The organism is Streptococcus sp. CCH8-H5, from assembly GCF_001556505.1.
Lineage (GTDB): Bacteria > Bacillota > Bacilli > Lactobacillales > Streptococcaceae > Streptococcus.
In genome coordinates this window covers 179,584-202,717 of the sequence record NZ_LSIZ01000032.1, presented here as the reverse complement: position 1 = coordinate 202,717, position 23,134 = coordinate 179,584, and the positions used below count along the sequence as shown (strand labels likewise).

22 protein-coding genes and 1 riboswitch are annotated in these 23,134 nt (G+C 40.7%); of the genes, 9 read left to right on the top strand and 13 right to left on the bottom strand.

From position 1 onward, the window contains the following. From AX663_RS02630 to AX663_RS02600, 7 genes are all read right to left on the bottom strand, one after another. The gene (locus tag AX663_RS02630; protein ID WP_060972604.1) at positions 1–861 is read right to left on the bottom strand and encodes a methionyl aminopeptidase; all 861 of its coding nucleotides are present in this window, start codon (positions 859–861) and stop codon (positions 1–3) included. A 39-nt stretch (positions 862–900) separates the two neighbouring features. Further along, the gene (gene spxR / locus AX663_RS02625) at positions 901–2,181 is read right to left on the bottom strand and encodes a CBS-HotDog domain-containing transcription factor SpxR (protein ID WP_022496137.1); all 1,281 of its coding nucleotides are present in this window, start codon (positions 2,179–2,181) and stop codon (positions 901–903) included. Beyond that, complete coding sequence (locus AX663_RS02620) at positions 2,174–2,719, bottom strand: GNAT family N-acetyltransferase (RefSeq protein ID WP_060972603.1); 546 nt, start codon at positions 2,717–2,719, stop codon at positions 2,174–2,176. The genes spxR and AX663_RS02620 overlap by 8 nt, the downstream gene beginning before the upstream one ends. A 65-nt stretch (positions 2,720–2,784) precedes the next feature. Beyond that, positions 2,785–4,047, bottom strand: a complete 1,263-nt coding sequence (locus tag AX663_RS02615; RefSeq protein ID WP_060972602.1) for a UDP-N-acetylglucosamine 1-carboxyvinyltransferase — start codon at positions 4,045–4,047, stop codon at positions 2,785–2,787. Positions 4,048–4,132: 85 nt separating this feature from the next. Beyond that, entirely contained in the window at positions 4,133–6,373 is a 2,241-nt protein-coding gene (locus AX663_RS02610) for a DNA internalization-related competence protein ComEC/Rec2 (protein WP_060972601.1), read from the bottom strand. Next, positions 6,363–7,058: a helix-hairpin-helix domain-containing protein gene (locus tag AX663_RS02605; RefSeq protein WP_049545585.1), complete on the bottom strand. Its 696-nt coding sequence runs from the start codon at positions 7,056–7,058 to the stop codon at positions 6,363–6,365. Before AX663_RS02605 ends, AX663_RS02610 begins: the two co-directional genes overlap by 11 nt. A gap of 108 nt (positions 7,059–7,166) precedes the next feature. Next, the gene (locus AX663_RS02600) at positions 7,167–7,922 is read right to left on the bottom strand and encodes a lysophospholipid acyltransferase family protein (protein WP_049545586.1); all 756 of its coding nucleotides are present in this window, start codon (positions 7,920–7,922) and stop codon (positions 7,167–7,169) included. Positions 7,923–8,051: 129 nt separating this feature from the next. Between AX663_RS02600 and AX663_RS02595 the strand changes: the two genes are divergently transcribed. From AX663_RS02595 to AX663_RS02585, 3 genes are read left to right on the top strand one after another with little or no spacing between them, the layout of a single operon-like run. Next, positions 8,052–8,987 (top strand): polysaccharide deacetylase family protein, encoded by a 936-nt coding sequence (locus AX663_RS02595; protein WP_049545587.1) that lies wholly within the window; start codon positions 8,052–8,054, stop codon positions 8,985–8,987. Positions 8,988–9,036: 49 nt separating this feature from the next. Then, complete coding sequence (locus tag AX663_RS02590; protein ID WP_049545588.1) at positions 9,037–9,801, top strand: tRNA1(Val) (adenine(37)-N6)-methyltransferase; 765 nt, start codon at positions 9,037–9,039, stop codon at positions 9,799–9,801. Positions 9,802–9,804: 3 nt separating this feature from the next. Continuing rightward, on the top strand, positions 9,805–10,074 hold the full coding sequence (locus AX663_RS02585; protein WP_008535312.1) for a GIY-YIG nuclease family protein: 270 nt from the start codon (positions 9,805–9,807) through the stop codon (positions 10,072–10,074). Positions 10,075–10,280: 206 nt separating this feature from the next. Here the strand turns inward: AX663_RS02585 and AX663_RS02580 are convergent, their stop codons facing one another. The 3 genes from AX663_RS02580 to AX663_RS02570 form a co-directional block, all read right to left on the bottom strand. Continuing rightward, the gene (locus AX663_RS02580; protein ID WP_049545589.1) at positions 10,281–11,867 is read right to left on the bottom strand and encodes a DEAD/DEAH box helicase; all 1,587 of its coding nucleotides are present in this window, start codon (positions 11,865–11,867) and stop codon (positions 10,281–10,283) included. Between the two features lie 194 nt (positions 11,868–12,061). Beyond that, complete coding sequence (locus AX663_RS02575) at positions 12,062–12,967, bottom strand: magnesium transporter CorA family protein (RefSeq protein WP_049545590.1); 906 nt, start codon at positions 12,965–12,967, stop codon at positions 12,062–12,064. A gap of 12 nt (positions 12,968–12,979) precedes the next feature. Beyond that, entirely contained in the window at positions 12,980–13,360 is a 381-nt protein-coding gene (locus AX663_RS02570; RefSeq protein WP_021152428.1) for a PH domain-containing protein, read from the bottom strand. Positions 13,361–13,463: 103 nt separating this feature from the next. Further along, a riboswitch (TPP riboswitch) is annotated at positions 13,464–13,584 on the top strand. Between the two features lie 80 nt (positions 13,585–13,664). Here AX663_RS02570 and thiT point away from each other — a divergent pair. The 3 genes from thiT to AX663_RS02555 all read left to right on the top strand — a co-directional run bounded on the left by thiT (position 13,665) and on the right by AX663_RS02555 (position 16,566). Continuing rightward, complete coding sequence (gene thiT / locus AX663_RS02565; protein ID WP_060972600.1) at positions 13,665–14,240, top strand: energy-coupled thiamine transporter ThiT; 576 nt, start codon at positions 13,665–13,667, stop codon at positions 14,238–14,240. Between the two features lie 167 nt (positions 14,241–14,407). Further along, on the top strand, positions 14,408–15,271 hold the full coding sequence (locus AX663_RS02560) for a helix-turn-helix domain-containing protein (protein ID WP_060972599.1): 864 nt from the start codon (positions 14,408–14,410) through the stop codon (positions 15,269–15,271). A 116-nt stretch (positions 15,272–15,387) separates the two neighbouring features. After that, positions 15,388–16,566 (top strand): ryptide export MFS transporter, encoded by a 1,179-nt coding sequence (locus AX663_RS02555; RefSeq protein WP_060972598.1) that lies wholly within the window; start codon positions 15,388–15,390, stop codon positions 16,564–16,566. 245 nt (positions 16,567–16,811) lie between these two features. Here AX663_RS02555 and AX663_RS02550 read toward each other — a convergent pair whose 3' ends face one another. From AX663_RS02550 to AX663_RS02540, 3 genes are all read right to left on the bottom strand, one after another. Continuing rightward, positions 16,812–18,356, bottom strand: a complete 1,545-nt coding sequence (locus tag AX663_RS02550; protein WP_002884210.1) for a peptide chain release factor 3 — start codon at positions 18,354–18,356, stop codon at positions 16,812–16,814. Between the two features lie 349 nt (positions 18,357–18,705). Continuing rightward, positions 18,706–19,371 (bottom strand): YwaF family protein, encoded by a 666-nt coding sequence (locus AX663_RS02545; protein WP_049528338.1) that lies wholly within the window; start codon positions 19,369–19,371, stop codon positions 18,706–18,708. 89 nt (positions 19,372–19,460) lie between these two features. Further along, positions 19,461–20,834 carry a UDP-N-acetylmuramoyl-tripeptide--D-alanyl-D-alanine ligase gene (locus tag AX663_RS02540; RefSeq protein ID WP_049528340.1) on the bottom strand — a complete coding sequence of 458 codons (1,374 nt, stop codon included), beginning with the start codon at positions 20,832–20,834 and terminating at the stop codon, positions 19,461–19,463. Between the two features lie 142 nt (positions 20,835–20,976). Between AX663_RS02540 and AX663_RS02535 the strand changes: the two genes are divergently transcribed. From AX663_RS02535 to AX663_RS02525, 3 genes are all read left to right on the top strand, one after another. Further along, the gene (locus AX663_RS02535) at positions 20,977–21,672 is read left to right on the top strand and encodes a hypothetical protein (RefSeq protein ID WP_231724202.1); all 696 of its coding nucleotides are present in this window, start codon (positions 20,977–20,979) and stop codon (positions 21,670–21,672) included. Next, positions 21,641–22,333: a hypothetical protein gene (locus AX663_RS02530; protein WP_002884728.1), complete on the top strand. Its 693-nt coding sequence runs from the start codon at positions 21,641–21,643 to the stop codon at positions 22,331–22,333. The genes AX663_RS02535 and AX663_RS02530 overlap by 32 nt, the downstream gene beginning before the upstream one ends. Positions 22,334–22,506: 173 nt before the next feature. Next, positions 22,507–23,022, top strand: a complete 516-nt coding sequence (locus tag AX663_RS02525) for a hypothetical protein (RefSeq protein WP_371212473.1) — start codon at positions 22,507–22,509, stop codon at positions 23,020–23,022. Positions 23,023–23,134 lie beyond the last annotated feature (112 nt).

Sequence of the window (23,134 nt, the reverse complement as noted above, 5' to 3'; positions counted from 1 at the left end):
TTAGTAAGTTCTTTCTTCGCCTTGAGAAGTCAAAATTACTGGACCACCCTTAGTGATAACAAATTGGTGCTCATATTGACAAGAAAGTCCACCGTCAAGAGTTTTGTGAGCCCAACCCGTTTCAAGGTCAGTATCGATTTCCCAAGTACCAGTGTTAATCATTGGCTCGATAGTCAAAACCATTCCTTCTTTGAGACGGAGACCTCGTCCAGCCACCCCATAGTTTGGCACCATTGGTTCTTCGTGCATTGTTGGCCCAACTCCGTGTCCAACCAAATCACGAACAACACCGTAACCACGACTTTCAGCATATTCTTGGATAGCTGCACCGATATCACCGATACGGTTACCGACTACCGCTTGTTCAATGCCAAGGTACATAGCCTCACGTGTTACTTCCATAAGTTTTTTAACTTCGTCAGATGGCGTTCCAATCGCATAAGCCCAACATGAGTCAGCCAAACCGCCAGAATATGATTCCGTGTATTTTTTAACCTGAGCAACATTGTCAAAATCCAATTTTGACACATCAAGGACTGACTTATCGATAGGTTCTGACAAGACCATATCAACCTTCAAGAGGTCACCATCTTTCAAAATATAGTGACGTGGAAAGGCATGTGCCACTTCGTCATTAAGGCCACAGCATGTCGCATAAGGGTAATCCATAATGCTTCCCTCAACCCCAATCTGAAGGGGAAGGACATTCTCTTCTTTACAACGACGACGCACATACTCTTCCACTTCCCACATGTCTACTCCTGGTTTCAAGAGGTCACGTAGACCAATGTGAATGCTAGCAAGAAAATCCCCTGCCCTATCCATTGCTTCAATTTCACGTGCTGATTTTAATGTAATCATTGTTTTCTCCGTTTTCTTTATATCTTTTATTTTTAGTTACTAAGTTTTCTTAACCACAACGACTGATTTGCAGACGGTATGATTTCCGTGAGTAACCATAAGGTCCAGATGGGCTCTACGTCTGGTTTCAGCGATAATACTTGGTGTAATCGTCACCTTATCATCGATCTGAGCTGCCTGAAGAAAGTAAAACATCATCTCTTCAATCACAAGACCATTTTGTTCCTGCTTTTCCATGATACGATAGACAACCTCTTTAACCATCTCTGCAAGAACACCCTGAGTGAGGTTTCCAGAATTGTCAATCATAGTGGGCTCGACCTCAAAGCTGAAAGCATGCTTGTCCTGGTTTAGGTTAGCTATCATTTGATCGCTAAAGGTGTGCAAGTTGCCACGATTATTGTCCTGAAGTTCTTCCAAAACCTGACGACGCGTGATAACACCTAGATAGTGTTTTTCTTCATCCACAACAGGAATGATATCAAAGTCTTCAAAAATCATCTTTTGGGCAACAGTTGCCAAACTAGTCTCAAGTCGTGTCACCGTCGGCTTTGTCATGATTGCCTTAAGCATGGTCGTCGGTTGCTGATTAGACACATCCCGCATGGTCACAATCCCAATCACTTTTTCAGACTCAGATAAAATTGGAAAACGTACCAAGTTGGTCCGTTTAACCAAATTCTGAAAATCCCTGACTGTCATTTCTGGAGTCATGTAGTTGTAGTCTTCTCGTCTGGTATAGACTTGAGCTACAGTCTTGATGTCTGTTTTGATACGGACATTCGAAAGTGCCTGGTTAATCATGGTTGCCACGGTAAAAGTATCGTAAGTTGTTACCATGACTGGAAATTGCTTCAAACGTGAAAGCTCTTTAACCCTATCGGAAACCTGAAAGCCACCCGTCACTAGAATAGCATTATTGTGTTCTAGGGCAAGCAATTGAATATCCTCACGGTCCCCAACAATAAGAAGATCTCCTTTGGTTAGATAACGGGTGATATTCTCAATAGTCATGGCTCCGATATAGAACTTACTGAAGACACGTTCCAGACCTTCGTGACCAGAGATAACCTCAGACTCTGTAATCTCCGCAATCTCCGCAAAGGTCAGCTTATCAAGGCGAACCTGGACTTTCTTTTCAATTCGAACTGTCCCACTCCGAGGACGTGTCTCAACCAACCCTCGATTTTCAGCTTCTTTGATTGCTCGATAGGCAGTTCCATCAGAAACCTGTAAGTGATTCGAAATACTACGCACACTAACACGCTTACCGATAGGTAAGGCCTCTAGATAATCTAGAATTTCTTGATGTTTACTCACAGTTCTCCTCCTTCTCAAAGCGGAGATAATCACGCATGGTACGGGTGTATCGGTCTGCTCCCTTAAAATGGGACACAAGTTTAAAGCCAGACTTCTCTGCTACACGAGTCGATGCCTTATTTTCCAAGTGGGCAATAAGAATAATACGATCCATTCCCATAGCTGTCAAAGCCAAATTTGACAGACAAGTAACTGCCTCTGTCATTAAGCCTCTACCCCAGTATGAGGCATTCAAAAAATAGCCAAGCTCTGCAGTCCGTTTCTGGACATCTATCTTTTCAAAACGAACGACGCCAATCATCTTTTCTAACTCTTTATCTACAATAGCCCATACACCTAGAGGCTCCTTCATGAAGTAATGAACCAAAAGGCAATCCGTTTCATGCTGTGTTTGAGTGGCAGGAAAGAAAAATTGTAGATTCTTAGGATTTGATACAATTTCGTGTAAATCAAAACGATCCAAAAAGATGAGTGGTCTAAAAGAAAGGCGCTCCGACTCAAAGAAGGCAAAAGCACCCAGACTAGTCCAAATATCCATGATAGTATTATAACACAGTTTTAGAAATGGAAAAAGGCTCAACCACTAGGGGTTGAACCTTAGACTTAATCTTCAATCAAACGAATATCTGCACCAAGGTCAGAAAGTTTCTCAATGATATTTGAATACCCACGAAGAATAAACTCAATATTGGTAATTTCAGTTTGACCTTCTGCCATAAGACCTGCCGTAACAAGCGCAGCACCTGCACGCAAATCACTGGCTTTTACTGGCGCACCTGAGAGTTGCGTTGGACCATTGTAAACAATTTGTCCACCGAGTACCTGAATATCAGCACCCATACGAGCCAATTCAGGAACGTGGTTCACACGCTTCTCATAAATCGTATCAATAATTTTTCCTCGACCACTTGCTTTCAACAACAATGGTGTCATCGGTTGTTGTAAATCCGTCGCAAAACCTGGATAAGGCGATGTCTTAATGTCAATAGGTTTTAAATCACCTTGCTCTTCAACAAAGATGGCATCTTCTTCAACTGTCATACGAACACCCATTGCTTCAAGTTTAGCAATAAAACTTTCAAGGTGTTCATAAAGAACATTTTTAACCTTAATTCCCTTACCGATAGCCGCGGCCATAGCAATATAGGAACCCGCTTCAATACGGTCTGGAATAACCTGGTGACGAGTGCCATGTAAGCTTTCTACACCGTCAATCGTGATCACTTCTGTACCAGCACCACGTACTCGCGCACCCATATTATTCAAAAGTGTTGCCACATCAATAATCTCAGGTTCACGCGCTGCATTTTCAATGACCGTACGACCGTCAGCCTTAGCCGCTGCCAACATGGTATTAATCGTCGCTCCAACACTGACCGTATCCATGTAGATATGAGCACCCTTAATGCGTTGACCAGCATCAGTCGCAATACGCATAGATTCGTCTTCATAGGAAATGCTAGCACCCATCGCTTCAAAAGCCTTAAGGTGAAGGTCAATAGGACGTGGTCCCAAATCACAGCCACCAGGCAAACCTACTGTTGCTTGACCGTAACGTCCAAGCAAGCTACCGTAGAAATAGTAAGAAGCACGAAGACTGTTAATCTTACCAAATGGCATTGGCATATCCTTAACGCCTCGTGGATCAATTTCGAGTGTTTCGCCATCACGCTTAACAGAACCACCCATTACTTCTATAATTTCAATTAGGTTATCGACGTCGCTGATTGCTGGTACCCCGTCAAGGGTAACCACTCCATCAGATAAAATGATGGCTGGAATCAATGCAACAACTGAATTTTTAGCACCTGATACTGTAACTTCTCCCTGAAGTTTCTTACCACCATTGATGATAATTTTACGCATACTGTTCAATCTTTCTTATACTGGAATATTAGCTTTTACATTCTACCATAGATTGAGGTGCATGACAAATTAAGAACTCTAACAATTATCGGACAGTTTCACTTGACCATTTAAACCAGCCCTTAAAACGGATGGCTCCGTCTTTATCTGTTCGTAAAATTTTAATGTGGCGTTGCTTAAAACGTTCTATTGTTTCATCATTTGGATGTTTATAACGATTGTTCTCACCAGCTGAAACAAGTGCAAGGGAGGGGTGCAGCTGGTCCAAAAAAGCTTCAGACGAAGAACCTTTTGAACCGTGGTGTCCAGCTTTGAGTACGCTTGCCCTTAAAGTTGGATAGCTAGCCATCAGTTCCTCCTCTCCTTCTTTTTCCAAATCACCGGTAAACAGAAAACTGCTTCCTAATAGCTTTCCGTAAAGAACTATCGAATCATTGTTACCACCATCACCAATTTTATTGGGATAAAGAACCTGTAGATTACTTCCCATCATAGGTAATTTGTCGCCAGCCTTTAGAGTGTGAACTGGGCATTTTATAGTCCGAAGTCTTTTAACAAAGCTAGACTTAGTCAAAGCCCCCTGACTGACACAGATTTCCTTAATCTTAAAACACTTGGCCACTTCTTCCAAATCACCAATATGGTCTGTGTCCGTATGCGTCAGGACCAGATAATCAATTTGAGACACTCCTCTAGCCTGTAGATAGGGAATCAAGGTTTTCTCCGCATTGCTCGTCTGGCTAGACTCTTGCCATTTTTCCTTAGTTCCAAACGTCACCTTGCCACCCACATCAATTAGGATGGTATCGCCTTTCATACTCCTCAGAAAAATACTATCTCCCTGACCAACGTCAACCACAGTCACCTCATTGGTTAAAGGATGTTTGACCCAGACCATCAAAAGCCCAAAAATCATCAAAAGGCAAATCCTAAACTGAGGCTTTTTCCAAAAATCAAAGAGCAAAATCAATACAGCTATCATCAAGCCAAACTGAAACAAACTAGGTTTCCCTAAAATCAAAGGTTGACCTATCCAGGATTGTATCCAAGTCAAAAAGGACTCCATCCATTCAAAAAGTGGGTTGATTTGAGAAAAGATTACCAGTCCTGAGAGGGCAAAGAATACTGTCAATACAGGCAAGAGAAAGCTATCAAATACAATTGAAAAGATTGCAGTCAGAATCAAACTAACTGGTTGAAAAGTCCCATAATAGTAGGTTAAAAAGGGCAAAATCCCAAGACTCAATACCAAGCTCGTATAGATTGATTTCTTTAAAGATGACAAGTCCTCAAAATCAAACAAACACAACAAGAAGGCATAGGAACAACTTAATACACCTCCCACTGTTAAGAGAAAACGAGGTAACAAGAGAAACAATAGAAGCAAGGTTATTCCCATATTGTCCAGTTTTTTAATACCAAACTCAGCCAGCAAACTTTGAACCAAGGCACGTAGGACTGAAGCTGTCCATCCTGTCATTAGGCCATAACATAAGGAAAAAGGCAGCAAGACGATAAATAGATAATCTTTAGGAAGACCTAAGCGTAGGAGACCGTAGCGAAACCATCCCAGAAAAAAGCCCACTTGCATCCCCGAAAGTGCGAATAGATGAATAATACCTAAACTTGTGTAAAGCTGGCTCTGCTCATCGAACTCCTTATCCAAATACCCAAAGAGCAGGCCTGTCATATAGTGTCTCATAGGACTGGGAAAGTTCGTCTGGATATGAACCAAAGCCCTCCTCCTCAGTTGATGGAAAAAAGCTAGGGGAGATAGAGATTTTTGAGGTACCACTTGGTCCAAGCGCTCAATCTGAGCGATTCGATAAATACCTTGACTGGCTAGATAAGATTGATAATTAAACCCTTGAAAATTACGTTGACCAGTTGCTGTGGTTAACGTAATTTTCCCTTTTAATACTAGCGTTTGACTAGTAGTCTTGAAAAAATGCTGCTCCTTCTCAGATTTGAGTCGGTAAAAGACCTGATAGGTTTGTCCCTTTGCCTTACCGATAGCGGATAATTGCTCACCATTAACCGATAGCGTATCAGCAACCAGAGTCACCTGATTGATTTCAGCAGGGGCTTGTTTATCTTGTATGCTAGCTCTATGATGCAAGAATAAAAAGTAGACCAAAAAGAAACTACCTACAAGTCCCACCAACTTTAGGGCTGTCTTATTCTTACAATGATGCTTCAAAAAACAGACCATCAGAAAGACAAAAGTCCCAATAGCATAAACATTAGTGATAAAAATCGTAAAATAAAGGGCAGCTATTAAAAGAGACAAGGAAAAAAGACTGATTGGCGCTTTTTTAAGCCACATAGATGGACTCTCTGATTTTATCTAACGTTTTATCACCAATTCCTGAAACATTTTTCAGGTCATCTACGGACTGAAAGCCGCCATGACTTTCGCGATAGGCGATGATATCCTCTGCTCGCTTAGCTCCAATTCCAGAAATGGTTTGCAATTCCTCTGCAGTCGCTGTATTTAAGTTAATTTTCCCATCCTTAGCATTAGTTTGCCCTCCCTTGTCAGACACCTGACTAGTTCCTGATTGACCAAGGACAGAAAGGTTTTCATCCTTAGTTGCCACATAGATAACCTCTTCGTCTGACAAGCTTGCGGCTAAATTAATACTCTTAGCATCCGCATCCTCAGTCATTCCTCCAGCGACCTTGATGGCATCAGTTACCCTAGCGCTTGCTTTTAAGGTATAAACACCTGGATTAGCCACAGCCCCCTTAACATCCACTGTTACTTTTGACTTATCCTTTTCACTTTCTTCAGTCTTTGACTGAGAAGACACTTCAGTAAGTGATTTTGACCCTTCTTTGGATGAGGAGGTTGACAATGTTGTCACATCTGTATAAGACGTCTCCGCCTCCATGCTGTTGCCGGCACCACAAGTCATCCATAGAAAGAAGCAAAAAATCACCATCAGTACAGCGATGACACTCACAAACAAACGATTATCTTTGACATAGGCTAGAATCTTTTCCTTCACGCTATTCTCCTTAATTGATATATTTTCTTTCTTATTCGTAAAAAATTTAAAAAATATATCAAAAAGTAAAAAAACTCCATCAGATCTATGTCTGATAGAGTTTTTAGCTTATTTCTGAGTTTCTTTGGCACGGTGTTTTTCAGGATTCCAAACAAAGCTAGCTACATATGAGAAAACCATGGTCAAAAGTACCGCAATGATAGCCACAATACCGAGAGGTACTCGGTAAATATAAGTCAAAGGATTGGGTTTCTTGCCTGTTTGATAGCTCAAAGCTTCCTCATCAAGGCGATCAAATTCAGACTGGATACGACGAGCAACCTCTTGGATATTTTCGTCATTCAAACGCTTCAAATCTGAAATATCAATGGGATTACCATAGTTCATATCCACACGTTCACCTGTCAAGAGCCCCTTGAGTTCACGAGGTCCTTGATAGACAACCGGCATAATCTTAACCTTAGCCATCTTAGCGATAACTGCAACCCCACCCTTAACATCAGATGAATGGCGGCTACCACTTGGGAACATAATCAAACTACGGTTACTCTTCTTAAGCATGTTAACAGGGTACTTGATAGCTTCTTGACCAGGATTTTCACGGTCAATTGGGAAGGCTCCACACATACGGATCCACCAACCAAAGATACGACTCTTGAAGAGTTCTTTCTTAGCCATGAAAATAAACTGCTTAGGACGGGCTGAAAAAGCCATATAAACAGGGTCCCACCAAGTTCTGTGCGGAGCAACCAAGATATAGTTTTCATCCTTGTTCAATAATTTATCGCGATTGTGGTAATGGGCATTACCATTGATAATCCAAAGAAGGAAGACAACAAGCCCACGTAAATAAGCGTAAAACACGTTTTTACCTCTTTTTCTACAAGTTTTTTACTATTATACCAAAAAAGGAGCTCTTTTTTCACCGAATTTCTTTGTAAAAGTCTTGAAAATGGTGTGGCACTTTCTAATAGTTTGAGCTATAATGTAACTATGAAAAAAAGTATTGAGATTATAGGGAAAAATCGAAAGGCACTTAATCTTTGCCTCATTATTGCAAACTTGGCTGTTCTGGCTATCCTAGGCTTTGTCCTATTCCAACGCCATAACACGAAATCTGAACAAGTAGCCAAGGCTGAAAAGACTGAACAAGTCGCTAATAGCACAAGCTCATCTTCAGAAAAAGCTAAAGAAGATGATGAAACACAACTCAAGAAAGGTAGTAACCACAGCATTGCAGCTTCTGACTATGCTTACGATGTTACTGCTGTGAATAACACTATTCGAGGCCAGTCTCAGGATATCGACGACAAGGTAGTCTTTTTAACATTTGACGATGGGATTGATCCAACACTGACCCCACAAGTCATGAGTATTTTGAAAGAATACGGTGTTCACGCCACATTCTTCCACATTGGTTACACCATTACACAAGAAAATGCGGACATCCTCAAACGCCAAATTACAGAAGGACATGCGATTGCCAACCATAGCCTCAGCCATAACTTTAATCTCCTTTATCCAGGACGTGTTCCTAATCAAAGTCAGATTGTTTCTGAGGTTAACCAAACCATGGCTAATTTCCAAGCCATCCTAGGTAAAGACTTCAAGACAAGAATCTTCCGTTATCCTGGTGGTCATATGTCATGGCAAGGTTTAGAAAGTACTGACCAAGCTCTCGCCAAGGAAGGTGTCCAGTGGATTGACTGGAACATGCTTTGTGGTGATGCAGAACCAGCCTCTGTTCGCCCAACGACATCTGAAACCATGATGGCCTACTTGGATGGTTCACAAAAATATTTCCCTGAGAGTCATGTTAAGGTTGTGCTTATGCACGACACTGCTGGTAAGGAGCTCACAGTTCAGACCCTTCCACAAATTATCGAATACTTCAAAGATCAAGGTTACACCTTTGGTGTCCTAGAGTAATCACTCACAACAGTTCCTTTGGGAGCTGTTTTTTGTTACAATAAAAGCTATGACAAACCCAATTTTAAAAGATGGAGAACGCATTGACCAACTCTTCTCCACAGATGTAAAAATCATTCAAAATAAGGAGGTCTTCAGCTATTCTATCGACAGTGTCCTCCTCTCGCGATTCCCAAAAATTCCAAAGAAGGGGTTAATCGTCGACCTCTGTTCGGGAAATGGTGCCGTTGGCCTCTTTGCTAGTACACGAACTGAAGCACCAATTACCTTGGTTGAGCTACAAGAACGCTTGGCTGACATGGCTAAACGTTCCGTCACTCTTAACCAACTAGAGGACCAGGTGACCGTTGTTAATGACGACCTGAAAAATTTGCTTGACCATGCTCCACGATCTCAGGTGGACCTTATTCTCTGTAACCCACCCTACTTTAAGGCGACAGAAACGTCCAAGAAGAATCTGTCCGAGCACTACCTCTTGGCCCGTCACGAAATCACAACCAATCTAGAGGAAATTTGCCAGGTCGCTCGTCATGCCCTCAAATCCAATGGACGCATTGCCATGGTACATCGCCCAGATCGTTTTTTGGATATCATCGACACCATGCGCCAGTATAATCTAGCACCTAAACGCATCCAGTTTATCTATCCTAAGATGGGACGTGAGGCAAATATGCTCCTGATTGAAGCCATTAAAGACGGCTCGACAGATGGCTTGAAAATCCTTCCACCACTCTTTGTGCATAAGGAAAATGGCGATTATACTGACGAAATTTATGAGATTTACTTTGGAAAAAAGACTGAGGGTGAGTCCTAAACGATGACAGAAAAGGATAGCAAGGCCTACATGTATGTGGTTGAGTGTGCTGATGGCACCCTCTATACAGGCTACACCACAGATGTCGAACGCCGCCTCAAAACCCATAACTCAGGCAAGGGCGCTAAGTATACCAGAGCTCGCCTACCAGTTAAACTCCTCTACTCAGAAGCCTTCGCTAGCAAGCCTGAAGCCATGAGCGCCGAAGCACTCTTTAAGAAAAAAAGCCGAGAGAAAAAACTAGCCTATATCAAAGAACACACGGAAAAATAACCGTGTGTTTTTTTGAATTTACTTGAGACTACTACTTCTACTTTCTAATAATAACTATTTTACACTTAAAATGTTTGCGCTTTCATAAAAAAATACTATAATTAGGAACTTTGAAAAAGTTCGCTGACGTCCGCACTCACCTAAGGGAAGTCTCAAAAAATAGGTATATAAAAAAACGCTCTATTTTCATAGAGCGTTTTCATTGTTTATTTATCACCCTTGTTACGGATAACAAAGCCGTTTTTCTTCTCGCTTGAGGTACGGTGTGGGCGTTTGTTGCCATGGTTTTCGAAGTCACGGCTATTCTTCTTAGACTTGCGTTTGAAGTCACGACGGCCACCGTCTCGGTCATCGCGGTTACGGTCGCCACGGTATCCACCACGACGGTTGTTATCGCGACCACGGTTGCTACGGCCACCTTTGCCGCCTTTACCACCAAAACCACCACCTGATGGTTTGAATGGCAATGGTTTTTCACGAGCAATTTCCACTTCTGGCATTGTCTCTGGGTCTTGAACGGTCAAGCTCAAGATGTAAAGTGCCAATTCTTCAGGAGTGAATTCTTGAGCCAATTTAACCGCATCACCTTTGAACTTGTCAAAGTTAGAACGGATAGCTTCATCCGCAAAGTCACGTTCGATTTTCTTAAGGGCAACTTTCTTCTTAGCTTGGAAGGCTTCTTGAGCTGTTGGTGGCTTAAGACCTTTCATGCGTTTCTTAGTCAAGTTTTCGATAATTCCCAAGTAACCCATTTCATTTGGTGCTACGAAAGTAATAGATTGACCTGATTGGCCTGCACGTCCTGTACGTCCAATACGGTGAACGTAGCTTTCTGGATCTTGTGGAATATCGTAGTTGTAGACGTGAGTGACACCTGAAATGTCAAGACCACGCGCTGCAACGTCTGTCGCAACCAAAATATCGATTTGGTCGTTCTTGAAGTCACGGATAACACGAAGACGCTTATTTTGGTCAAGGTCACCGTGGATACCTTCTGCACGGAAACCACGAAGTTTCAAACCACGTGTCAACTCATCCACACGACGTTTGGTACGTCCAAAGACAATTGACAATTCTGGTTGGTCAACGTCCATAAGGCGGGTCATGGTATCAAACTTCTCTTGTTCCTTCACTCGGATAAAGTATTGGTCAACGTTAACATTTGTTAATTCTTTAGCCTTGATTTTCACATGCTCAGGATCTTTCATGAACTGCACACCAATACGTTTGATGGCATCAGGCATAGTTGCTGAGAAAAGAAGGGTTTGACGTTCTTCTGGTACTCGGCTAATGATAGCTTCAATATCTTCAAGGAAGCCCATGTTAAGCATTTCATCAGCTTCATCCAAAATTAAAGTCTCGATATTATTGAGTTTCAGAGCTTTACGTTTGATAAGGTCAAGGAGACGACCTGGTGTCCCTACAACAATGTGGGCACCTGAACGGAGGGCCTTAATTTGTTTCTCAATACTAGAGCCACCGTAGACTGAGCGAACCTTAACGCCCTTATCACGGCCAAAACGGAAAAGCTCTTCTTGAGATTGCACTGCCAACTCACGTGTTGGGGCAATCACAAGGGCTTGGATTGTATTTTCTTCTGTACGAATTTTATCTAGGGTCGGCAAACCAAAGGCAGCTGTTTTACCAGTACCAGTTTGGGCCTGACCGATAACATCCTTACCTTCAAGAGCCAGTGGAATCGTCAACTCTTGGATAGGTGATGGCTTTTCAAAACCGGCAGCTACAACAGCTGATTGGATGTCTTCTGATAGGTTTAAATCTGTAAATTTCAAAGTATTCTTCTTTCTATTTGAAGGCGGTGCGAAGCCACCTTATGAGACTTGGTTGTGTAGTATGTTAACTACCTGTATTTAATAGTCGTTTATTTTAACAACTCATCTAGTCTATCATATTTAAGAATAAAAAGACAGTGAATAACGTTTTAAAACCGCCTCCAATTTGAGAAGACGGTTTCAGCCACTAATTATTATTTATGGACCAACCAACGCAAGTAGCGGGCCAAGACCAAACAAAGAATCGCACTACCGATAATGATGAAAATCCAGGCTAGACTGACAGTCATAAACGGTAGAGGAACATTCATCCCAAAGAAACCGGTAATAACGGCAAGCACTCCCAAGAGTACCTCAATAATGGTCAGATTGCTCAAGTTGTTGTTCAGGTTGTTGTTTAGGATATTGTTATAAGAACCTGATAATTGCTGTAAGACCTTAGAAATGAGGTCCGTCATGGCTACTAACTGTCTAGCTTCAATCATGGCATCATCAAACTGTTCTTTTTCGACCTCATTGAGACGACGATAAATGGCGTGCCCCTTGATGTGTTCCAATAGAAGACGGTTTTGTGTGGCTGCAGCCACCAAATAGACCATGCCTGTTTCCAAATCTGAAAGGTCGTAAAGATTCTTACTTGTCGTTGTCTGTCTTAGGCGTCGACTAACCTCATCCTTTTGCTGATCCAAACGTTCAATGACGGGATAGTAGGCATTTGAAATCATCTCAAGTCCTGCAAAGAGCAATTTGTAGATAGACAAATCCTCATGGTTATCCACATAATCTTGCATCTTGCTTATCACATAAGCGTTATCCTCGTTACTAATGGTCACCAAACGTGTATCTTGAACAATAAAGGTCAGAGGAATGGTTTCATAGTGTTCCTTGTCCTTTTCAAGCGCCAGAACATTATAGATAAAGGTGATTGTCCCAGTCTCACGGTTGTAATCCATGTGGGCTCGTTCATTTTTATCCAAGGCATACTCTATGGTTTCCTGATCAATATCATACTTGGTATAAAGATAGGATTGCTCAGAAATAATATCTGAGTCAATATTAATCCAGTGACGCTTATAACCCAGTTCTTTTTCAATAAACATTTTTCTTCCTCATTACTCAAGCACTGCTGCTGCCAAAGCTTGTTGGATTTCAAATACATTATTATCACTCTTAAATTGAAGGACCTCTGCAGGCTCCAGTGCTGATGAAATCCAAATCTTAAGTTCAGCATCTAGGTCAAAGTGGCCCGAGCTCTCTACAGTGAAACGAGAGATTGAGTGATAAGGGATAGACTTGTAAGAAGTCTTCTTCCCTGTAACACCTTGTTTATCGACTAAAATCAAGCGCTTCTCTGTAAAGACAATCAAGTCACGAACAAGGACATAAGCTAACTCCACCTGTTCACCTGGAATTAAGATGCCCTCCAATTGGCGCTCAACCTTATCATTATCTTTTTTAGATGCATTGCCAAGCAGTCCTGAAAAAAGTCCCATAGTTATTTCTCCTTTTTTATTGTAAAGATAATCCTTGCTTTAACTATACCACAATTTTAGGATTTCAGACACTTGCAGAAATGGGTTTCTGGTAGTACAATTAAGGAGTCACAAGAGGAGCAATTGCTGAGAATGGCTAGCTTGAATTTTTTCTTCAAGACTTGCCTAAACTCTTACCACCTGATCAGGTTAGAACCTGCGTAGGGATGTGTCTCAAAATAGATTGAAATAGAAGAACTTCTATGACAACGTTTTGATGTGGCAAAAATAGCCAATCAAGACGATTGGTATAGGAGGTTTTTTTATGTCGAAAACAAGTATTCGACCAATGATTGAGGTTGCCCTTTTTGCAACCATTGCTTATATCCTGGACCTAGTTACTCAACCCATGTCACTAGGCCCTTGGATTTCCCTTTCCTTTAAGATGGTGCCCATCTTTCTCCTCAGTTTTCGCTGGGGCTTAAAAGCTGGTGCTATGGGCGGTCTTATCTGGGGGCTACTTCAAGTTGTTACAGGGCAAGCCGCCGGTGGTTGGCTAACCTTAACACAAGGTTTTCTGGAATACTTTGTCGCCTTTAGTCTGATTGGTATCAGTGGTGTGGTCAAACCAGCCCTTGATAAAGCCATTAAACAAGACAATAAAGTCAAGTCTCTGATGCTTATCACTTGGGGGATTCTGCTTGGTAGCTTTGCTCGTTACCTCATTCACTTTATAGCCGGTGTCATCTTTTGGGGAAGTTATGCCCCTAAGGGACAAAGCCCTTATCTCTATTCACTCATTGTCAATAGCTCATCTTTCCTAGGAGAAACATTGGCCAGCCTCATTGTTTTCTTCGCCCTACAACGATTCCTAGGCATATTACTCAATACAGAAAAATAAAAGAAACCATAGGACAGTCTTTAGTGGCAGTCCTATGGTTTTTTGTGTGTTTATAAAAAACAGCAATCATTGCCTATTCACAGTAATAACCTCACTTTTGTTTTCCTGTATTTTATGTTAAGATACAAAAAAATATATATTCCCATATATGCAAACTGGAGGCTTCCATGAAAAAATTTGGAGCAATTTTTAAAAAATTTCGTAAATCAAGAGGGATACGATTAAAAGATGTCGCAAAAGCTGGTATCTCGACATCTCAACTGTCTCGTTTTGAAAAAGGACAGACAGACTTAACCATTACAAAGTTTATGTTAATATTAGACGAGATTAATATGCCTATTGACGAATTCATGTATGCTGTCCATGATTTTCATCGTGATGATCTGAATGAGCTATTGTCAAAAATTCAACTTTTTGTATCAACTCATGATATCGATGGATTAAAGAAGTTACTTAATTATCAATTAGAATCAGAACCTAAACGAGAGAAATTTCATCACATTAATACTATTTTATTAAAAATTCGCTTGCAAGATTTATCTGGAGAAAGCTACTATACGCAACAGGACCTAGCTGATTTAACCGATTATCTATTTAGTGTCGAGTACTGGGGGTATTATGAATTATTGATTTTTGCAAATACCTTAGATGTGTTGAACCATGAGACTCTTATGGTTTTGGCAAAGGAGATGTCTAGAAGGTCTGATTTTTACAAAGAGATTCCTAATAATCGACGCATGATATCAACCATGTTATTAAATGTTTATATTACATGCATAGAAAGAGAAGAACTCATTGATGCACTGTATTTTGAAAAACAATTAAACCAATGCTTTTTTATCGAGACTGAAATTTATGAACGATTGGTTTTTCAATATGCACAAAATTATTATCAATATAAAAAAGAAGGAAATAATCAGTCCATTATCGAAATGAAAAAATATATTGGGGCCATGAAATTGGCAGGGAGCGAGCATATTGCAAAGACTTATGAAGCACATTTGAAAAAATTGATAGAGGAAAACAGTTAGAAAGCATATATGGGAATTTATTAAATAAGATTATTATTCTTGTAAAATTATTTTGTTTAAAGAATATGTGAATCCAATTTCATTTCCAGATTTGGTAACCAATATGGAGAAACGATATGTCTAAATCCTTTCTGAAATTACTTCTCTCTCAATTATTTGCTAACTTAGCTGACATTTTTCTCAGGGTATCTCTCATTGCAAATATCTACGTCATTACAAAATCCGTTATTGCGACCTCAATGGTTCCGATTCTAATCGGATTATCAGCTTTCGTGGCAAGTCTTCTAGTGCCATTGGTGACTAAAAAACTAGCTCTAAATAGAGTTCTTTCATTCACTCAATGTGGAAAGACTTTTTTATTAGCAATACTCCTTGTAATGCTCTTTAAGGCTCAATTTGTTCCAGCCTTAGGAATGTATATCTTTGTTGTCGCTATTTCTATCTTAGATGGCTTTGCGTCGCCCGTATCTTTTGCCATGATTCCTAGATATGCCACAAATTTGGGAAAGGCAAATGCTGCCTTATCAATGAGTGGTGAGGGAGTGCAATTGATTGGTTGGGGACTAGGAGGACTCCTTTACGCTTCGGTTGGCCTATTTTCTACAATGTTGATAGTCCTATTTCTTTATCTTCTTTCTACTTCTGTGATGCTCTTTCTCCCACAGGCTAAAATAGAGCAGTTAGAGGCGGAGACTAATCTGGATACTCTAGTAAAAGGATGGAAGTTAGTTGCAAAAAATCCTAAATTAAAGTTATTTGTCCAAGCAAATTTATTAGAGGACTTCTCCAATACAATCTGGGTGTCATCTGTAATCCTTGTTTTTGTAACCGAGGTGTTAAAACAAACTGAAAGTTACTGGGGCTACTCAAATACAGCCTATTCCCTTGGTATCATTTTAGGTGGAATAATTGTCTACAAACTATCCGAAAAGTTTTTAGCTCATAAGTGGAAAAGTATTCTCTTTCCACTCTTAGCAATGGCGACCATCACAGCCAGTATCCTCTTTTTTTCAAACACACAAACATTTTTAATTTTCTCAAGTTTAATCGGCTTCTTTTCTCAGTTAAAAGAAGTCCCTGAAAGTGTCTTTCTTCAAGAAACTGTGGATGAAAATCAGTTAGTACATGTTTATTCTGTATTTGAAGTCATTTCAACCCTTGCTTTTTCAGTTTTCGTCTTTCTGATGAGTTCTATTACTGAAAGTTTTGGAATTACAACAAGTTTCTGGCTATCAACAATTTGCATACTTTTAGAAGCTGGCTTGATTTATCATAATCGTAATTATCTAAAGTAATTAATCATAGGTATACTTGATAACTATTAGGTTTATAAAAAATATAGGACTATCTGATTAGATAGTCCTATATTTTGTGTTGTTTTAGAGATGTGACGTAGATATCATTATTAAGATGTTACGACACGAAGTCAGACGAATCGATATTATTCGTCTGACGTAGTTAGTGAGACGGCTAGCTAGCCACAAGATAGTGGCTAGCGTCAAAAGATGAACGATTTAAAATCGTCATCTTTTGTGCCGTATTACATCTTCTCTTCCAATGTTACATCTGGATATTTGTCCGCAAACCAACGGAGGGCAAAGTCATTTTCAAAGAGGAAGACTGGTTGGTCAAAGCGGTCTTTGGCCAAGATATTTCGGCTTGATGACATGCGTTCATCAAGGTCCTCAGGTTGGATCCAACGCACAGTCTTTTTACCCATTGGTGTCATAACAACTTCGGCATTGTATTCATTTTCCATACGGTGCTTGAAGACTTCAAACTGAAGTTGACCAACGGCACCAAGCATGTATTCGCCTGTTTGGTAGTTAGTATAGAGCTGGATGGCTCCTTCTTGCACCAATTGTTCAATTCCTTTGTGGAAGGACTTCTGTTTCATGACGTTTTTAGCAGAAACCTTCATGAACAACTCTGGCGTAAAGGTTGGTAGTGGTTCAAATTCAAATTTGTTTTTACCTACAGTAAGGGTATCACCAACCTGATAAGTTCCTGTATCGTAAACCCCAATAATGTCTCCTGCCACGGCATTTTCGACATTTTCACGAGACTCAGCCATAAACTGAGTAACGTTAGAGAGCTTAGCTCCTTTACCAGTACGGGTTAAGTTAACACTCATACCACGCTCGAATTCACCAGACACGATACGAACAAAGGCAATACGGTCACGGTGACGTGGGTCCATGTTGGCTTGGATTTTGAAAACAAAGCCAGAGAAGTCCTTGTTAAGAGGATCAATCTCGTCACCATCAACTGTCTTGTGGCCATGTGGTTCTGGCGCAAATTTGAGGAAGGTATCGAGGAAGGTTTGAACTCCAAAGTTTGTAAGGGCAGAACCGAAGAAGACCGGCGTCAATTCACCAGCTAAAATAGCTTCTTCAGAGAATTCATTACCCGCTTCTGTCAAGAGTTCGATATCTTCTTTAGCTTGCTCATAGAATGGGTTGTTGGCAAAAAGGGTATCACCATCTTCAATCTTGGCAAAGCGCTCGTCACCCTTGTAAAGCTCCAAGCGTTCGTTATAGAGGTCATAAAGTCCTTCGAAGGCTTTCCCCATACCGATAGGCCAGTTCATTGGGTAGCTGGCAATACCAAGCACTTCTTCCAACTCTTCCAAGAGGTCAAGTGGCTCACGTCCATCACGGTCCAATTTGTTCATGAAGGTGAAGACAGGAATACCACGGTGTTTGACAACTTCGAAAAGTTTTTTGGTTTGGGCCTCGATACCTTTGGCTGAGTCAACGACCATGACGGCAGCGTCAACCGCCATAAGGGTACGGTAAGTATCTTCTGAGAAGTCCTCGTGCCCTGGGGTATCAAGGATATTGACACGTTTGCCGGCATAGTCAAACTGCATCACAGATGAGGTTACTGAGATACCACGTTGTTTCTCGATATCCATCCAGTCTGATTTAGCGAAGTTTCCGGTTTTCTTACCTTTTACGGTACCAGCTTCACGGATTTCACCCCCAAAGTAAAGTAATTGTTCAGTGATTGTTGTTTTACCAGCATCGGGGTGAGAGATGATGGCAAAAGTACGGCGTTTTTTGATTTCGTCTTGAATGCTCATAGTTTTCTTTCTTCTTTGAAAATAATCTTTTTGTTACTTTTCCTTAGTGGTATGGATGTCAGCAGCTTCTTTGTAAATCTCAGAAATTCCATGTCCCAGAGCTACTAATAGCAATAGGGTTTTTACCAGAACGAAAAGCAAGATCGTTGTAGCACTTCTTTCAGAAAATTTCTGTCTTTTGAAAGCTACATTTGTTGTCAAGGCTTGCGATAATTCTCGCAGGCACAGCTCTTTTATTATATCCAAATTACAGTGTGAAAGCAATTCTGAAAGCGTTTTGTGTTAGAATAAAACAAATAAATTGACAAAGCACGCTATCAACTTTCTGATAGCGTGTTTCTTCATTTATTTAATATTTCTCTTCAAAATGCTCCAGACCTTTTTTCATGATTATCATGAGAATAATCAGAGCTCCTGAAACGGCAAGGTATTTGACAAATAAGGGAGTTCCCATAATAAATGGCGTGTGTTTAAGCATGCCATAGTTTCCACCGATAGTCTGATTAACTATTACCAAAGCTAGATTTAGTAAAAAGGTAGCCACGACAATCAGCCGCTTGCTGATGGGATGAGTTTTATAACTATTAAATAATGCATTCAGGCTATTGACAAGTAGGGCATAGTGGCCAATTAGGAAAGAAAAGCCTGTGATATGTGGAAACTCATAGGGATCAAATACTGGATAAATCAATGCACAGTAAGTCCCGACAACTCCCATAATAGCGAAATAGCTCTTTATTCTACTATTTTTCAGGAGGAGAACAGCAAACATGGCCATGCGGCAATGGTAAAGGGGCAGACTAATGTAAAGTGGAAAGCCCTGCCAGAGGTACCAAGTATAGAGGGCAAAGAGTTGAATGGCTTGGATAGTGAGAAAGGTCCAACGCCATATCTTATTCTTATACCAACGCCAACTCAAGTAACTCAGAAGTACCATCGCCAAAAGCATAAGCAAAAAATAGGGCAAAGGTATCTGAGGTGGATGAGTTTGGGTGGTTGTCAAAAAATTCTTCATTCTCTTCTCCTGCTGAAATTACTATGCCTGCTATTATATCAAATTTCAGGGTAAAGCAAAAACCTGCTTTAGAGAGCAGGTTAGAGAACTTAATTCTTAGCTTGTAATTCTTCCACGACCTTGGCTAGGTTCATAGAGTTAGAGCCCTTGAGCAAGATTTGATCGTGCTCGCCTAGGCTTTCTTTGATTTGCTTAACCATAGCGTCAAATTGGTCTTCATCAGCTGTCTTCTTGAAATAATAGACATGACCAAGTGGGAACATTTGGCTAGCAAGTTGTGACAATTCTGCAATGTCTTCACCGTAGAAAACCACCGTATCAATAGCATCCGGTGTCAGGCTTAGAATCATCTGTGTGTGAAGTTGCACAGACTGTTCACCGAGTTCTTTCATATCGGCTAAGACAGCGATTTTCTTTCCTCCTTCATTCTTAGGAATGGCTGAGAAGGTCTCCAAAATGAGCTTCATGGCTGTTGGATTGGCATTGTAGACGTCGGAAAGAATATCAGCACCATTGGCTGCTTTTTTCCATTCGGTACGGTTCTTTGTAAGCTGCAAGTTAGCAAGAGCTGAGAGGATATTTTCCTCAGTTACACCCAAGTGTTTAGCGACATAGGCAGCAACCATGGCATTTGTGGCATTGTATTTTCCAGTGACTGGCAAGGTAACTTGTCCGTCTAGGAAGTTTGTTGAGAAGGTGAGGTGGTCTTTGAACTCTGTCAACTCAGAGACCGTAAGCTCCGCACTATCCCCAAAGCGTACCACTTCAAGATTGATTGGCAAGAATGGATCGACGATAGGATCACTAGGTACAAGCAAGAGGCTACCATCAGGCATACCGTCTTGCATTTGCATTTTACCTTGAGCAATCTTGTCACGGCTACCAAAGAATTCCAAATGAGCCTCTCCGATTAAGGTAACAACAGCTGTTTTTGGCTTCGCCAAGGTTGACAAGAGGTGAATGTCTCCCATGTGGTCTTGCCCCATCTCAAGGACGATTTTCTCCGTATCATCAGGCATGTGTAGGGCAGTATAAGGAAGACCAATCTCATTGTTGTAATTACCTTGGGTCTTGTAAGTACGATAGGTTGTGGCCAAGATATCATGAATCATGTCCTTGGTCGTTGTCTTGCCGTTAGAACCAGTCACCGCAATAACGTCAACACCGGTCTTTTCAAGATAGTAGGCAGCTAGTTTTTGGAAGGCTTCAAGAGCATCATCAACTAGGATATAGGCTTGATCAGCCGATAATTCTTTTTCTGTGAATGTCGCTAGAGCACCATTGTCAAAGGCTGCTTGGATAAAATCATGTCCATCACGTGCACCTTTGAGCGGCAAAAAGAGGTCGCCCGCTGTAATCTTACGGCTATCAAACTCAATCTGGTTAATGGCAACATCTTCATAGGCTGTGACATCATTTTTAGCGCCAACAACCTTGGCAATTTCATGGAGTGTCAGTTTCATCTTAAAATCCTCTGTTTTATTTTTACAAGTCTGACAAGAAATAAGATTTTCTTGCCCGCAATCACTCCCAATTATATCACAAATCAGGCTAGCTTTTGCTTGGGAGATGAATTTGTTACAATGGTTGATGAGAGGATTAGGTATGACAAAGAAAAAATTAATCACTCTCTCTAAAGGAGAGGAAAATATAAATAGCGACTGCCAAAGTATTGAGGAACCTAAAGGATGGCGCTTTGATTGGAGAAAGTTCATCATACTAGAACCAACAGCTGAATTGATTATTTTAGTGCTGATTGCACTGCTATGGGGTGGCTTTTATTACTACAAGCACTATACGGTCAATGAAGATAACATTTATGGTCTCTGGCAGTCTGATCATCATAAGTTAGCGATTTCCTATAAGCATATTCGGAAACGAGGAAATATCGACTGGCAAGTCGTACAGGATGGTAAGTATATTATCTATGCTGCTAGAACTCGCCCAGTCAAACGGCTTAATGACGGAACTCTTCACATGGAGCTCTACACTGTGGAAGGCTACCTGACAGACCTACCCACCAAGGACGGCTTCAGCTATATGGATTTCTATCTTCGCAAAAACAATTATCTTACCTATGATGGCGAGTCCTACAAGCGTATCAATTCTGGAAACAAGTCCATCACTTGGAAAGATGGTTCCACCAGCCCTTATGGTGAACGGAAAACAACTATAGATGAGGTTTTTGAAGCCCTCTATTTGATACTTATGGGGATTTGCTCAGTTCTTATCATTATAGAGGCTCGGCAAAAGAGGAGAGAAAAACTAAGTGAGACACCAATCAAAAAGAAAATACGCTGACCGAAAGAAACTCAACCGAAAATATCATTCACAAAAAGCATATCGAAAAGAACAAAAACGTAAAACGGGATGGCGAGCACGCTGGGATAAATTTACAGACCGTCTAGTCAATGTGTTTATGATATGTTTCCTACTCATGATACCGATTTTCATCGTCCATATGATTTTCTTTGACGATGGGGTTTATAAAGATGGTATCTACGGTCTGTGGCAATCTGAAAATCATCAGCTTGCCATATCCTACGAAAGAGGGCGCAAAGGAAGTAAGCGTGATTGGGATATTGTTCAAGATGGAAATGTCCTCATTAAAAATGCACGCATCGATGATATTAAACGCTTCGAGGATGGTACCCTCTACATTGAAGTTTACGCTGAGGAACGCCTGCTTTCAGACCTCCCCGCTAAAAACGGCCTTAACTATTTGAATATGTACGTTCGTAAAGACAATTACCTGACCTATAATGGTGAATCTTACAAACTGATTGATGATGAAAACAAGAGCATTACCTGGAAAGATGGTTCAAAATCCCCTTACGGTCAACGAATAACCTTGTTTGATCGTCTGGAACCTTATATCGTATTTGGAATGTTTGGAAGCTTGCTTATATATGTCCTTTTCGTTGAATGGAAAATCAAAAGAAAATATAAAAAGGAAAAATAGGTTAAATGAGGCATCAAATAAAGAAAAAATATAGTGATCAACAGGAAATTGATAGAAAAGATCATTCACAAAATGAATATCGAAGAACACAAAAGTACAAAACTGGATGGCGAGCACGTTGGGGTAAATTCAAAGACCGTTTAGTCAAGATTTTGAGGATTTGTTTTCTATTCATGGTACCTATAGTCACCATCTATCTTAGATGCTTTTATGATGGTATCAGTGAAAATAGTATCTACGGGCTATGGCAGTCTGAAAATCACAAGCTTGCTATTTCCTATAACGAAGGAGGAAAAAGTCGTAAGTACGATTGGGAAATTATACAAGATGGAAAACTCCTTATCAAAAATGCTCGAACTCAGAAAATTAAAGGTCTTAAAGATGGAACCATCTACATTGAAGTTTACGCCAAGGAAAGTCTGTTCTCAGACCTTCCCACAAAGAACGGCCATAACTATTTGAATATGTATGTACGGAAGGATCATTATTTGACTTATAATGGTGAGTCCTACAAAAGGATTGATGATAGGGACAAAACCATTACTTGGAAAGATGGCTCTACCTCGGTCTATGGTGAACGCAAAACTTTTTTTGATTATATTGAACCATTTCTTTTTTGGGGAATGATGGGAGCCCTTTTCTTGTCATGTATTGTCATTTGTTGGAGAAACATAAAAAGCAAAAAGTGAGAAAAAAATCACCCTAAAACAAGTAAAACCACCCCTGCTGCTAGCTGAGCTAGATAGCCACGGGGTGGTTGTTTTATTCTCATTAAGCAAGACTTGCCTCTTACGAAGGCTG

Excerpts from the sequence above, each read along its gene's own strand:
- AX663_RS02630 (WP_060972604.1), bottom strand. The coding sequence starts at position 861 with ATGATTACATTAAAATCAGCACGTGAAATTGAAGCAATGGATAGGGCA.
- AX663_RS02620 (WP_060972603.1), bottom strand. The coding sequence starts at position 2,719 with ATGGATATTTGGACTAGTCTGGGTGCTTTTGCCTTCTTTGAGTCGGAG.
- AX663_RS02615 (WP_060972602.1), bottom strand. The coding sequence starts at position 4,047 with ATGCGTAAAATTATCATCAATGGTGGTAAGAAACTTCAGGGAGAAGTT.
- AX663_RS02610 (WP_060972601.1), bottom strand. The coding sequence starts at position 6,373 with ATGTGGCTTAAAAAAGCGCCAATCAGTCTTTTTTCCTTGTCTCTTTTA.
- AX663_RS02595 (WP_049545587.1), top strand. The coding sequence starts at position 8,052 with ATGAAAAAAAGTATTGAGATTATAGGGAAAAATCGAAAGGCACTTAAT.
- AX663_RS02590 (WP_049545588.1), top strand. The coding sequence starts at position 9,037 with ATGACAAACCCAATTTTAAAAGATGGAGAACGCATTGACCAACTCTTC.
- AX663_RS02585 (WP_008535312.1), top strand. The coding sequence starts at position 9,805 with ATGACAGAAAAGGATAGCAAGGCCTACATGTATGTGGTTGAGTGTGCT.
- AX663_RS02575 (WP_049545590.1), bottom strand. The coding sequence starts at position 12,967 with ATGTTTATTGAAAAAGAACTGGGTTATAAGCGTCACTGGATTAATATT.
- AX663_RS02570 (WP_021152428.1), bottom strand. The coding sequence starts at position 13,360 with ATGGGACTTTTTTCAGGACTGCTTGGCAATGCATCTAAAAAAGATAAT.
- thiT (WP_060972600.1), top strand. The coding sequence starts at position 13,665 with ATGTCGAAAACAAGTATTCGACCAATGATTGAGGTTGCCCTTTTTGCA.
- AX663_RS02560 (WP_060972599.1), top strand. The coding sequence starts at position 14,408 with ATGAAAAAATTTGGAGCAATTTTTAAAAAATTTCGTAAATCAAGAGGG.
- AX663_RS02555 (WP_060972598.1), top strand. The coding sequence starts at position 15,388 with ATGTCTAAATCCTTTCTGAAATTACTTCTCTCTCAATTATTTGCTAAC.
- AX663_RS02550 (WP_002884210.1), bottom strand. The coding sequence starts at position 18,356 with ATGAGCATTCAAGACGAAATCAAAAAACGCCGTACTTTTGCCATCATC.
- AX663_RS02545 (WP_049528338.1), bottom strand. The coding sequence starts at position 19,371 with ATGAAGAATTTTTTGACAACCACCCAAACTCATCCACCTCAGATACCT.
- AX663_RS02540 (WP_049528340.1), bottom strand. The coding sequence starts at position 20,834 with ATGAAACTGACACTCCATGAAATTGCCAAGGTTGTTGGCGCTAAAAAT.
- AX663_RS02535 (WP_231724202.1), top strand. The coding sequence starts at position 20,977 with ATGACAAAGAAAAAATTAATCACTCTCTCTAAAGGAGAGGAAAATATA.
- AX663_RS02525 (WP_371212473.1), top strand. The coding sequence starts at position 22,507 with ATGGTACCTATAGTCACCATCTATCTTAGATGCTTTTATGATGGTATC.